Source organism: Pseudacidovorax intermedius (genome assembly GCF_001476815.1).
GTDB classification, from domain to species: Bacteria; Pseudomonadota; Gammaproteobacteria; order Burkholderiales; family Burkholderiaceae_C; genus Xenophilus; species Xenophilus intermedius_A.
Genome location: NZ_LDSL01000062.1, coordinates 15,681 through 28,093, shown reverse-complemented (window position 1 = coordinate 28,093; position 12,413 = coordinate 15,681). Strand labels below are relative to the sequence as shown.

Genomic DNA, 12,413 nt, shown 5'->3' with positions numbered 1-12,413 from the left:
GGCCAGGTTGACGATGGCGCCATGGCCGCTGGCGGCGAGCGCCGCGTGGCAGGCGCGGCTCATGAGCCAGGTGCCGCGGACGTTGACGTCCATGACGCGGTCCCACATCTCGATCTCCAGCGCATGCGGGTCGCGGCCGCCGGAATTGGTGATGGCGCCGTTGTTGACCAGGCCATCCAGGCCGCCCAGCAGGCGCACGGCCTCGTCGGCACAGGCGGTGACGGAGGCCGGATCGGTCAGGTCCAGCGCGAGCGCGTGGACGTCGCGGCCCTGCTCGCGCAGCGCGGCGGCCTCGGCCTGCGCCAGCTCGGCCAGGATGTCGGCGATGACCACGCGCCCGCCGGCCTGGGCAATGCATTTGGCGAAGGCCAGGCCCAGGCCGCGCGCACCGCCGGTGACCAGCACGCGCCGCCCCGCCAGCATGCCGGTCGGAATCTCGGCCATCAGGCTGCGCAGGCTGTCGGGATCGGGCGTGTTGTTCATCGCTTGGATCAAAGCGTTTCTTTAGTAAAACGCATGTTCATGTATGGAATGACCAGAGATTACGCCAGCGGCCTGCCGGGCGTCAAGCGACAGGTGCAAGGATTTGTGGACGCGGCCCGTGGAAAGACGGGCGCCTGTCCCCGCGTCGGACGGCACCGCTGTCATTTCCCCACGCGCTCGCAGCCGCTGGCGGCGGCAATGAGAGCCGCCGACAACACCGTCGTGGCTGGCTTGCTGCACATCGGCCTGCCGCGCGCCAAGGCGCCGGGGCGAATAGCCGCCTGGCCGCCCCTCAGCGGCCGAAGCGGGCCGGATCGAACGGCGCCAGCCCGGCCGGCGGGGCGCCCTCTTCCAGCAGATCGGCCACCCATTTGCCCGTGCGTGCCGAGCCGCCCAGGCCCACATGGCCATGGCCGAAAGCCAGCACCACGTCGGGCGTGGCGGCGGCGCGGCCGATGCAGGGCAGCCCGTCGGGCAGGCTGGGCCGATGACCCAGCCACTGGCGAACGGCCAGCGCCTCGGGCGCCGCGTCGGCCAGCGCCGGGAACATCGACACCAGGTGCCGGCGCAGGATCTCGGCGCGTCGCCAGTCGGGCGCTGCGGCCAGGCCGGCGATCTCCACCTGCCCGGCGGCGCGCAGGCCCGGCACCATGGCGTTGACGATGAGCTTGCCGTCCGCCGCCATCATGGGCGTGCGTGGCCCGGCGGCCGGGCCGCCGGTCACCATGACGTGGTAGCCGCGCTCGGTCTCCAGCGGCACCGGCGAGCCCGCCGCCCGGGCCAGCTCCGCCGAGCGCGCACCGGCGGAGACGACGGCCGCGTCGCAGGCGATCTCGCCCTGGTCGGTGCGAACCGCGTGCAGCCGGCCGCCTTCGATGCGCAGGCCCGTGGCGCGCCCCTGCAGCCGTCGCGCGCCCTGCGCCAGCGCATGGCGTGCGAGGGCCGCCACGTAGGCGCCCGGATCGACGCAGTGGCCGGCCTCGGCCACGAAGATGCCCAATGTGTAGCGGCGGTCCAGGTCGGGCTCCTGCGCCGCCAGGCGGGCGGCGTCCCATTCCTCCCAAGTCACGCCGGTGCGGGCGCGCACGCGCCAGGCGAGGGCCTCCGATTCGAACTCGGCGCGCGAGCGATACACGTGCAGCAGGCCGCGTTGCGCCACCAGGTGCGGCACGCCGGCCTCGGCTGCCAGCCGGGCATGCAGCACGGGCGAATCGGCCAGCAGCTGGCGCAGCGCATCGGCGGTGCGCTGCACGCGGGCCTCCGTCCAGCCCGAGGCCAGGTAGCGCAGCAGCCAGGGCAGCGCCCGCGGCAGATAGCGCCAGCGCACGGCCAGCGGCCCCAGCGGATCGGCCAGCCAGCCCGGCACCTTCCGCCAGGCGCCCGGCAGCGCCGGCGGGATCACCGAATGCGAGGAGAACCAGCCCGCATTGCCGTAGCTCGTCGCCTGCTCGCCGCCGGGCGCGCCCGGCTCCACCATCGTCACCCGCCAGCCCCGGCGCAGCGCCTCGATGGCGCTCGCGCTGCCCACGGCGCCCGCGCCGATCACCGCCACATGGCGCCCTGCGCCCCCGCTCTCGTTCAAAGCCATCGGCGGATGGTAGTGGCGCCGCGCGACGCGCCCGCCGGCGGTGCCGAAGCGAGGGTGCCGACCCATAATCGGCGCCCTATGTCCGCGGCCGCCCTCCTGTCTCCCTCCGCCCCCCTGCCCTATTCGGGCGCCATCACCGACGTCGCCGGCATCGAGGTCGGCCACCACACCGACCCGCGCCGGCCCACCGGCAGCACCGTCGTCATCGCCCGCGACGGCGCGGTGGCCGGGGTGGACGTTCGCGGCGCCGCGCCCGGAACGCGGGAGACCGACCTGCTCGCCCCCGGCAATTTCGTGCAGCAGGTGCACGCCATCCTGCTGGCCGGCGGCAGCGCCTGGGGCCTGGCGGCGGCCGACGGCGTGGTGCGCTGGCTGGAAGAGCGCGGCGTCGGCCTGGACGTGCGCTTCGGCCGCCTGCCCATCGTGCCGGGCGCGGTGCTGTTCGACCTGCCCATGGGCGATGCCCGCATCCGGCCCGATGCCGCCAGCGGCTATGCGGCCTGCGACGCGGCGAGCACCGCGGCGCCGGCCGAAGGCAACGTGGGTGCCGGCGCGGGCGCGCTGGTGGGCAAGCTCTTCGGCGTGCCACATGCCATGAAGGGCGGCATCGGCACCGCCTCGGTCAAGGTGGGTGGCGTGACCGTCGGCGCGCTCATCGCCTGCAACCCGCTGGGCGACGTGGTGCATCCCGACACCGGCGAGTTGCTCGCCGGCGCCCGCACCGACGACGGCACCGCCCTGCGCGACACGCGCCGCAGCCTGCTGCGCGGCGACGTGCCCAGGCCGCTGCTGGCCGGCACCAACACCACCATCGGCGTGATCGCCACCGACGCCGTGCTCACCAAGGTGCAGGCCCAGCGCCTGGCCACCGTGGCGCACGATGGCCTGGCCCGCGCCATCAACCCGGTGCACACCATGAGCGACGGCGACACGCTGTTCACCCTGGCCACCGGCCGCGTGCCGCTGGGCGAGGAAGCGCCGGGCATGACGGTGCTGTCGGTCATGGCCGCCGAAGTGGCGGCGCAGGCGGTGGTGCGCGCCGTGCTGGCCGCGCGCGCCGTGACGACGGCCGAACTGGCCATTCCGGCCGCCCGCGACTGGCCCGGCCGCCGCGCCGCCGCCTGACAGCCCGACATGAAGCGCCTTTCCCACAGCCTGATGCTGGCCCTGCTGGGCCTGCGCGACCTGCTGCTGTCGGCCGGCCCGCTCGCCCTGATCGCCGTGGGCGTGCTGGTGGCGGCCTACGTCTACCTGGACCCGCAGCCGCCGCGCACCGTGCGCCTGGCGACCGGCCCGCAGGGCAGCGCCTATGCGGCCTTCGGCGAGCGCTATGCGGCCGCCCTGCAGACCAACGGCATCCGGGTGGAACTGATCCCCACCGACGGCGCGCTCGACAACCTGCGGCTGCTGCGCGAAGGCCGGGCCGACCTGGGCTTCGTGCGCGGCGGCGTGGCCGATCCGGTGGCCGACCCCGAGGCCGGCATCCAGTCGCTGGGCGCGCTGTTCTACGAGCCGCTGTGGGTCTTCTACCGGCCCGCCTCCCTGCGCCGGATCCAGCCCGAACGCAGCTCCGCGGCACCGGCCGAACTGCCGTCCCTGGCCGGCCTGCGCGGCCTGCGCGTGGGCACCGACCGCCCGGGCAGCGGCGTGCCCGACCTGGTCGGCCGGATGCTGTCGGCCAACCGCGTCGACGTCTCGCGCCTGCGCATCGTCGCCCAGCCGGCCGAGGAGGCCGCGGCGGGGCTCGTCGCCGGCCGGCTGGACGCCATCGTGCTGGCCTCTGCGTCCGAATCGCCGCGTGTCCAGCAACTGCTTCGCACGCCCGGCATCGCCCTGCTCGACCTCGGCCAGGCCGAGGCGTACACGCGGATCTTTCCCTTCCTCTCCGTCGTGACGCTGCCGCGCGGCGTCGTGGACCTGGCGGCGGACGTGCCGGCCCGCGACGTCGCGCTGGTGGCCACCACCACGTCGCTGCTGACCCGCGAGGACACGCACCCGGCCCTGCGCCAGCTCTTCGCCCAGGCCGCGCAGACGCTGCACAGCCACGCCGGCTGGTTCAACCGGGCGCGGGAGTTTCCCAACACCCGCGCCAGCGAGCTGCCGGTCATCAGCGAGGGCGACCGGGCCATCAACGGCACGCCGCCGGTCTGGCAGCGCTGGCTGCCCTTCTGGGCCAGCAACCTGCTGGAGCGCATGTGGCTGGTCATCGGCGGCCTGATCGTGCTGCTGCTGCCGCTGTCGCGCGTGGTGCCGCCGCTCTACACCTTCCGCGTGCGGCGGCGCGTGTTCCGCTGGTACGCGCGGCTGCGCGACATCGAGGCGCGCATGGACGCGGGCGAAACGCCGCGCGAGACCCTGCTGGACGAGCTGGACGAACTCGACCGCGTGGCCAACAAGGTCACCGTGCCGCTGGCCTATGCGGAAGAGCTCTACGCCCTGCGCCACAACATCGAGCAGGCGCGGCGCCGGCTGCTGCAGCGCCATCGGACGCCCGACAACGTCGGCAGCGCAAACGTAACAATCGACTTACAATAATTAACAGTTAGGGCGGCGGGGTGCCGCTCCAGTCGAACTCATGATTCCTTGCAGCCGGCGCCCGGTGTGCCTGCCTTCGTGCGCTGCATCCGGAGCGCCACCATGATCCACGTCATCACCTGCGACCCCTTCGGCGTCGTGCGCCGCGGCATCCGCGAGATCCTGGCCGAGGCGGTGGACGTCCGCCTGAGCGCCGAGGCCGCCAGCGCCGAGGAACTCAAGCGCCTGCTGCGCACGACGGAGTGCGACGTCCTGCTGCTGGAGTTGTCCCTGCCCGGCCGCAGCGGTCTGGACGTGCTGGCCGACCTGGTGGAAGCCGAGTCGCCGGTGCGCGTGCTCATCCATTCCGGCGAGCCCGAGCGCCAGTACGCGGTGCGCTGCCTGCGCGCGGGCGCGCACGGCTTCCTGTCGAAGGCGGCCGACCCGCGCCTGCTGGTGACGGCCGTGCGCATGGTGGGCCAGGGCCAGAAGTACCTGAGCCCCGAGGCGACGCAGTTGCTGGCCGACACCATCGCGCGGCCCGATGCCGAGACCTCGCCGCACCACCTGCTGTCCAACCGGGAGCTGGAAACGCTGGTGCGCATCGCCTCGGGCAAGACGCTGGCGGACATCGCGCGCGAATTTATGCTCAGCCCCAAGACGGTCAACGTCTACCGCATGCGGGTGCGCGAGAAGCTGCACCTGAGCAACGATGCGGCGCTGACGGCCTATGCCATCCGCAACCACCTCATTTAGCACCACCCCGTTTGGACTTCCTCACTGCGTGTGGAAGTCCAATCCCCCTCAAGGGGCGCACCCGGCGGCCGGGCAAAGCCCGTTCCGCGGGCGCACTGGCATGGCCTGCTTCGCGGCCTTTCGATCAGTGTGGGGTGGCGCGGGTTTCGTGCCCTGAGGGCGGCGCGCCGTCGCAATGGAAGCTGCAAGCGCCGTCCTTGCGCGCGCCGCTTCAACGCTGCTGCTGCAGCCAGCCGATGACGCCCTCGGCCGCCACGAGGCCGCTGGCCATGCTGGCGTTGAGCAGGTAACCGCCGGTGGGCGCCTCCCAGTCCAGCATTTCGCCGGCGCAGAACACGCCGGGCGCCTCGCGCAGCATCAGGTGCCCATCCAGGCTGTCGAAGCGCACGCCGCCGGCCGTGCTGATGGCCTCGGCGATCGGCCGCGGACGCAGCAGACGCAACGGCAGGGCCTTGAGGGCCGCGGCCACGCGCGCGGGGTCCTGCAGCGCGGCCTTGTCCAGCACCTCGTGCAGCAACGCGGAGCGGATGGCGTCGAGGTTCAGCCGGCTCTTCAGATGGCTGCCGAGCGAGCGACTGCCGCGTGGATGGGCGACGGCCGCCAGCACCCGCTCGGGTGTCCAGTCGGGCAGCAGGTCCAGGTGCAGCACGGCCTCGCCGCGGGCCGCGATCTCGTCGCGCAGCAGGGCGGACACGGCATACACCAGGCTGCCTTCGACGCCGGTGGCCGTCACCACGAATTCGCCCTTGCGCCGGAAATGCCGCCCGGCGCGGTCCTGCACCGCCAGCACCACCGACTTGAGCGGCTGGCCGGCGAAGCGCTCGGCGAAGAAAGGCGTCCAGTCCACGTCGAAACCGCAGTTGGCGGGCACCAGCGGCGCGACGTGGCAGCCCCGCGCCTTGAACAGCGGCACCCAGGCACCGTCCGAGCCTAGGCGCGGCCAGCTGGCGCCGCCGCAGGCCAGGACGGTGGCCGCGGCGGCCACGCGCACCTCGCCCTGCGGCGATTCGAAGCGCAGTTGGCCGTCGTCGGTCCAGCCGGTCCAGCGGTGGCGCATGTGCAGCCGCACGCCGCTCGCGCGCAGGCGGTGCAGCCAGGCGCGCAGCAGCGGCGCGGCCTTCATCTCGCGCGGGAAGACGCGGCCCGATGTGCCGACGAAGGTGTCTATGCCCAGCCCCTGGGCCCAGGCGCGCAGCGCGTCGGCGTCGAAGCGGCGCAGCATGGGTTCGATTTGCGCGCGGCGCTCGCCGTAGCGGCCGGCGAAGGCGTCGAAGGGTTCGGAATGCGTCAGGTTGAGGCCGCCGCGACCGGCGAGCAGGAACTTGCGGCCCACGGAGGGCATGGCGTCGTACAGGTCGACGGTGTGGCCGGCTGCGGCCAGCCGCTCGGCCGCCATCAGTCCGGCCGGGCCGCCGCCGATCACGGCCAGGGTCGAAGGCAAAGTCATCCGGCGCATTGTCGCGTGGCGCCTGTGGGCGGCTGGGCGGTGGCAGGCGCAAAACCGCGGCGGATGCCTGTTCAGGCTATGGCCGCCATAGTGGCCGCCCACCGCGCCCTACAGGCCTTTCTGTCACAATCGTCCGCACCTTTCCCGCTTCCGGGCGGGCCCTCTTCACGGCGTACGTAGCCAAGGCAGACATCATGGCCAGCGAACTCATCAAGCACATCTCCGACTCCTCCTTCGAAGCCGACGTCCTGCAGTCCGACAAGCCGGTGCTGGTCGACTACTGGGCCGAATGGTGCGGCCCCTGCAAGATGATCGCCCCCATCCTGGACGAGGTCTCGGGCACCTACGACGGCAAGCTGCAGATCGCCAAGATGAACGTGGACGAGAACCGCGAGATCCCCGCCAAGTTCGGCATCCGCGGCATCCCGACGCTGATGCTGTTCAAGAACGGCCAGCTCGCCGCCACCAAGGTCGGCGCCATGAGCAAGGCGCAGCTCACCGCCTTCATCGACCAGCAGCTCGCCTGATCGACATCGTCCGCCAATTCGCAAGGCCGGCGCTCCCACGCGTCGGCCTTTGTTTTTTCCTGTCATAATTCCTAGCATTCGCCGGCCCCAACACAAGGGCACGGTTCGAGTCCAAGGCTTCCGGGGCATCTCTCTCGCCCCCGAGCAAGCCCCCCTCCTCTCCCACCGTCACCCAGCATCTCCGCCCGCGGGGCCATTCCATGCACCTGAACGAACTCAAGGCACTGCACGTCTCCGAACTCCTGAAGCAGGCCGAAGCCCTCGAGATCGAGAACGTCGGCCGCATGCGCAAGCAGGAGCTGATGTTCGCCATCATCAAGAAGCGGGCGAAGGCCGGCGAACAGGTGTTCGCGGACGGCGTGCTGGAGATCCTGCCCGACGGTTTCGGCTTCCTGCGCAGCCCCGACACCAGCTTCACGGCGAGCACCGACGACATCTACATCAGCCCCAGCCAGGTGCGCCGCTTCAACCTGCACACCGGCGACATGATCGAGGGCGAGGTGCGCATTCCCAAGGACGGCGAGCGCTATTTCGCGCTGACCAAGCTGGACAAGGTGAACGACGGCGCGCCCGAGGCGAACAAGCACAAGGTGATGTTCGAGAACCTCACGCCGCTGTTCCCCAAGGAGCAGATGAAGCTGGAGCGCGACAACTTCAAAAGCGAAGAGAACATCACCGGCCGCGTGATCGACATCATCGCGCCCATCGGCAAGGGCCAGCGCGCGCTGCTGGTGGCGCCGCCCAAGAGCGGCAAGACGGTGATGATGCAGCACATCGCGCATGCCATCGCCGCCAACTATCCCGACATCCACATGATGGTGCTGCTGGTCGACGAGCGGCCGGAAGAAGTGACCGAGATGCAGCGCTCGGTCAAGGCCGAGGTGATCGCCTCCACCTTCGACGAGCCCGCCGCCCGCCACGTGCACGTGGCCGAGATGGTGATCGAGCGCGCCAAGCGCCTGGTCGAGCTCAAGAAGGACGTGGTGATCCTGCTGGACTCCATCACCCGCCTGGCCCGCGCCTACAACAACGTGGTGCCCTCCTCCGGCAAGGTGCTGACCGGCGGCGTGGACGCCAACGCGCTGCAACGGCCCAAGCGCTTCCTCGGCGCGGCCCGCAACGTGGAAGAAGGCGGCTCGCTGACCATTATCGGCACCGCGCTGGTCGACACCGGCAGCCGCATGGACGAAGTGATCTTCGAAGAGTTCAAGGGCACCGGCAACTGCGAGATCCACCTGGACCGCCGCCTCTACGAGAAGCGCGTGTTCCCGTCCATCCAGCTCAACCGATCGGGCACCCGCCGCGAAGAGCTGCTGCTGGCGCCCGAGGTGCTGCAGAAGACCCGCATCCTGCGCCAGTTCATGTACAACATGGACGAGATCGAGTCGATGGAGATGGTCCTGAAGAGCATGAAGGCCACCAAGACCAACGTCGAGTTCTTCGACATGATGCGCCGCGGCGGCTGATCGACCGGCCTCCGCCTCGCCTCACAACGCCGCGCATTGCGCGGCGTTTTTCATTGGTGCGCGTGCTTCTTGGCGGTGCGGCGGCGCACCACGCCACTCAGTCCGTCCCGGCCAAAACCGGCTTTTTGTGTCCGCACCGAGGGAAATCAAGGATCTGCGATCTGGCACGCATCATGCGTAATGTCATCTGTCGACAGATGACAGATTGAACGGAACGCCGCCATGCTGATGCAGGACCTGCCCCCCAAGACCTATTCCGATGCCGAGCGCCAGGTGCGCGAGGACCTGGCCGCCGCCTACCGGCTGGTGGCGCACTACGGCATGGAGGACAGCATCTACACGCACATCTCCGCGCGGGTGCCGGGCACCGAGGGCGAGTTCCTCATCAATCCCTTCGGCATGCTGTTCCGCGACATCACGGCCTCGTCCCTGGTCAAGATCGACACCGAGGGCCGCATCCTGGAGCCCTCGCCCTACGACGTGAACCCGGCCGGCTTCACGATCCACAGCGCGGTGCACATGGCGCGGCACGACGCCATGTGCGTGCTGCACACCCACACGGTGGCCGGCGTGGCCGTCTCGTCGCTCGCCTGCGGGCTGCAGCCCTGCAACCAGTGGGCGCTGCAGTTCCACAACCGGGTCGTCTACCACGACTTCGAGGGCATCGCGCTGGACCACGGCGAGCGCGAGCGCCTGATCGCCGACCTGGGCCCCACGGCGCGGGTGCTGATCCTGCGCAACCATGGCCTCATCACGCTGGGCCGCACGGTGGCCGAGGCCTTCATCCTGATGCACAACCTGGAGCGGGCCTGCCGCGTGCAACTGGCCATCCAGGCCAGCGGCCAGCCGATCCATCCGGTGCCCGAAGAAGTCTGCGAGCTGACGGCCCGCCAGTACGAAAGCGGCGACAGCAACCGCCTGCCCGGCGCCGCCGATCCCGATGCGCGCGAATGGCGCGCCCTGCTCCAGCGCCTGGAGCAACCGGCGCCGACCGCCTCGTTCCGCGACTGATTCCCCCACACCTCTTGAACGCCATCGCGCTGACTGAAAGGAAGCCTGACATGCAACGTCGTCGACTCATCCAACTGGGCGCCACCGGCCTGGGCGTCTCCATCGCGGGCGTGCCGCTGCACCTGCTGGCGCAGGAAAAGAAGAGCGGCACCATCAACGTGCTGGTGCAGCCCGAGCCGCCCGGCCTGATGCTGGGCATCGTGCAGAACGGCCCCACGCAGATGATCGCCGGCAACATCTACGAAGGCCTGCTGCGCTACGACGAGAAGCTCAACCCGCAGCCGCTGCTGGCCACCTCGTGGACGGCCAACAAGGAAGGCACGGTCTACACCTTCAAGCTCAAGCCCAACGTGAAGTGGCACGACGGCAAGCCCTTCACCGCGGCCGACGTGGTGTTCTCGGCCGACGTGTTCCTGCGCAAGACGCATGCGCGCTTCCGCGCCAGCCTGCAGCAGATCGAGACCATCAAGGCGCTGGACCCGCTGACGGTGGAGTTCACGCTCAAGCAGCCCTTCGGCCCCTTCATGGGCATCTTCGAGACCGGCACCATGCCGATGATCCCGAAGCACATCTACGACGGCACCGACTTCCTGACCAACCCGGCCAACGCCACGCCCATCGGCACCGGCCCGCTCAAGTTCAAGGAATGGGTCAAGGGCTCCTACATCCAGCTGGTGGCCAACGACCAGTACCACCAGCCGGGCGTGCCGAAGGTCGAGAACGTGTACTTCCACGTCATCCCTGATGCAGCCTCGCGCGCGGCGGCTTTCGAGTCCGGCAAGATCGACATCGCGCCTGGCGGCTCGGTGGAGTACTTCGACGTGGCACGCCTGGCCAAGCTGCCCGGCGTGGAGGTCACGACCAAGGGCTGGGAGTTCTTCGCGCCCCATTCCTGGCTGTGGATCAACAACCGCAAGGCGCCGATGGACAAGGTCAAGTTCCGCCAGGCGGTGATGCACGCCATCGACCGCGACGCCATCGCCAAGGTGGCGTGGCAGGGCTATGCCAAACCGGCCACCGGCCCCTTCAACAGCAACATCAAGTTCTACAGCGAGGACGTGCCGAAGTACCCGCGCGACATCGCCAAGGCCAAGAAGCTGCTGGAAGAAGCCGGCTACAAGGGCGAGACCCTGCGCCTGCTGCCCCTGCCCTACGGTGAAACGTGGCAGCGCCAGGCCGAGATGGTGCGCCAGCACCTGGGCCAGGCCGGCATCAAGATCGAGATGACGCCCACCGACGTGGCCGGCTGGAACCAGCGCCTCAACGAATGGGACTACGACCTGGCCTTCACCTACGTCTACCAATATGGCGACCCGGCCCTGGGCGTGGCGCGCAACTACACCAGCAGCAACATCGCCAAGGGCTCGCCCTTCAACAACGTCGAGGGCTATTCCAATCCCAAGGTGGACGAGCTCTTCGCCGCCGGCGCCGTTGCCGCGGACCCGGAGAAGCGCAAGGCCATCTACCTCGAAGTGCAGAAGCTGCTGCTCGAGGAAGTGCCCGTCGCCTGGCTGCACGAGATCAACTTCCCCACGCTCTACCGCAGCAAGGTCAAGAACCCCGTGAGCTCCGGCATCGGCCTGAACGACAGCCTGGGCCGCGCCTCCATCGCCTGATCACGCCGCGCACGCACCCATGAAACGCCTGCAGTTCATGCTCACCCGGGTGGCGCAGGGCCTCGTCGCCCTGGTGCTGATCGCCACCGTCAACTTCATGCTGGTGCGGGCGGCGCCGGGCGACCCGGTGTCGGTGATGGCCGGCGAGGCCGGCGCGTCGGACCCGCAGTTCGTCGACCAGTTGCGCCGCGAGTTCGGCCTGGACCAGCCCATCGGCACGCAGCTGGCTGCCTACCTGGGCCACGTGGTGCGACTGGACCTGGGCTTTTCCTACCGGCAGCAGCAGCCGGTGGCCAAGCTCATCGCCGACCGGCTGCCGGCCACGCTGCTGCTCACCGGCAGTGCCTTCGTGCTGTCGCTGATCTTCGGCGTGGTGCTGGGCGCGCTGGCGGCGCGCAAGGCGGGCTCCTGGCTCGACAGTGCCATCACGGTGGTGGCGCTGGTGTTCTATGCCACGCCGCTCTATTGGCTGGCCATGATGGCGGTGCTGCTCTTCACGGTGCAGATGAACTGGCTGCCCGGCTTCGGCTTCATGACCGTGGGTTCGGGCCTGTCGGGCCTGGCGCTGGCCTGGGACATCGCCCAGCACCTGGTGCTGCCTTCGCTGACGCTGGCCCTGTTCTTCATGGCCGTGTATGCCCGCATGACGCGCGCCTCGATGCTCGAAGTGGCGCAGATGGACTTCGTGAAGACCGCCCGCGCCAAGGGCGTGAAGCCCGGCCGCATCCAGCGGGCGCACATCCTGCGCAATGCGCTGCTGCCGGTGGTCACGCTGGCCGGCATCCAGGCCGGCAGCATGATCGGCGGCGCGGTGCTCACCGAGACCGTCTTCGCCTGGCCCGGCATCGGCCGCCTGATGTTCGACGCCCTGCTGCAGCGCGACTACAACCTGCTGCTGGGCTGCTTCCTGGTGACGGCCGCCATGGCCATCCTGTTCAACCTGATCACCGACCTGGTCTACACCCTGGTCGACCCGCGCATCCGGCTGTGATGCCGACGAGGAGC

General features: G+C 70.1%; 11 protein-coding genes. 8 read left to right on the top strand and 3 right to left on the bottom strand.

Going from position 1 to position 12,413, the window contains the following annotated elements; genetic code table 11:
- Both NS331_RS10510 and NS331_RS10505 read right to left on the bottom strand, forming a co-directional pair.
- Nucleotides 1–483, bottom strand: a 483-nt coding sequence (locus tag NS331_RS10510) for an SDR family NAD(P)-dependent oxidoreductase (RefSeq protein ID WP_153012811.1), incomplete at its 3' end; no start/stop codon positions are given.
- Nucleotides 484–775: 292 nt separating this feature from the next.
- Complete coding sequence (locus NS331_RS10505; protein WP_058641941.1) at nucleotides 776–2,071, bottom strand: NAD(P)/FAD-dependent oxidoreductase; 1,296 nt, start codon at nucleotides 2,069–2,071, stop codon at nucleotides 776–778.
- A 78-nt stretch (nucleotides 2,072–2,149) separates the two neighbouring features.
- Between NS331_RS10505 and NS331_RS10500 the strand changes: the two genes are divergently transcribed.
- The 3 genes from NS331_RS10500 (at nucleotide 2,150) to NS331_RS10490 (ending at nucleotide 5,341) form a co-directional block, all read left to right on the top strand.
- Nucleotides 2,150–3,196, top strand: coding sequence for a P1 family peptidase (locus NS331_RS10500; protein ID WP_058641938.1), 1,047 nt, complete (start codon nucleotides 2,150–2,152; stop codon nucleotides 3,194–3,196).
- Between the two features lie 9 nt (nucleotides 3,197–3,205).
- Nucleotides 3,206–4,606 carry a TAXI family TRAP transporter solute-binding subunit gene (locus tag NS331_RS10495; protein ID WP_058641937.1) on the top strand — a complete coding sequence of 467 codons (1,401 nt, stop codon included), beginning with the start codon at nucleotides 3,206–3,208 and terminating at the stop codon, nucleotides 4,604–4,606.
- 102 nt (nucleotides 4,607–4,708) lie between these two features.
- Nucleotides 4,709–5,341, top strand: coding sequence for a response regulator (locus tag NS331_RS10490; RefSeq protein WP_058641940.1), 633 nt, complete (start codon nucleotides 4,709–4,711; stop codon nucleotides 5,339–5,341).
- A 211-nt stretch (nucleotides 5,342–5,552) separates the two neighbouring features.
- Here NS331_RS10490 and NS331_RS10485 read toward each other — a convergent pair whose 3' ends face one another.
- Nucleotides 5,553–6,788 (bottom strand): TIGR03862 family flavoprotein, encoded by a 1,236-nt coding sequence (locus NS331_RS10485; protein WP_058641936.1) that lies wholly within the window; start codon nucleotides 6,786–6,788, stop codon nucleotides 5,553–5,555.
- A 194-nt stretch (nucleotides 6,789–6,982) separates the two neighbouring features.
- Here NS331_RS10485 and trxA point away from each other — a divergent pair, with 194 nt between their 5' ends.
- The 5 genes from trxA to NS331_RS10460 all read left to right on the top strand — a co-directional run bounded on the left by trxA (nucleotide 6,983) and on the right by NS331_RS10460 (nucleotide 12,399).
- Nucleotides 6,983–7,315, top strand: a complete 333-nt coding sequence (gene trxA, locus NS331_RS10480) for a thioredoxin TrxA (RefSeq protein WP_058641935.1) — start codon at nucleotides 6,983–6,985, stop codon at nucleotides 7,313–7,315.
- Nucleotides 7,316–7,515: 200 nt separating this feature from the next.
- A complete protein-coding gene (rho, locus tag NS331_RS10475) occupies nucleotides 7,516–8,781 on the top strand; it encodes a transcription termination factor Rho (protein WP_058641934.1) in 1,266 nt (421 codons plus the stop codon).
- A 222-nt stretch (nucleotides 8,782–9,003) separates the two neighbouring features.
- A complete protein-coding gene (locus tag NS331_RS10470) occupies nucleotides 9,004–9,792 on the top strand; it encodes a class II aldolase/adducin family protein (protein ID WP_082702388.1) in 789 nt (262 codons plus the stop codon).
- A gap of 50 nt (nucleotides 9,793–9,842) precedes the next feature.
- Nucleotides 9,843–11,408 carry an ABC transporter substrate-binding protein gene (locus NS331_RS10465; RefSeq protein ID WP_058641932.1) on the top strand — a complete coding sequence of 522 codons (1,566 nt, stop codon included), beginning with the start codon at nucleotides 9,843–9,845 and terminating at the stop codon, nucleotides 11,406–11,408.
- 19 nt (nucleotides 11,409–11,427) lie between these two features.
- Nucleotides 11,428–12,399, top strand: a complete 972-nt coding sequence (locus NS331_RS10460) for an ABC transporter permease (RefSeq protein ID WP_058641931.1) — start codon at nucleotides 11,428–11,430, stop codon at nucleotides 12,397–12,399.
- Nucleotides 12,400–12,413: the final 14 nt, after the last annotated feature.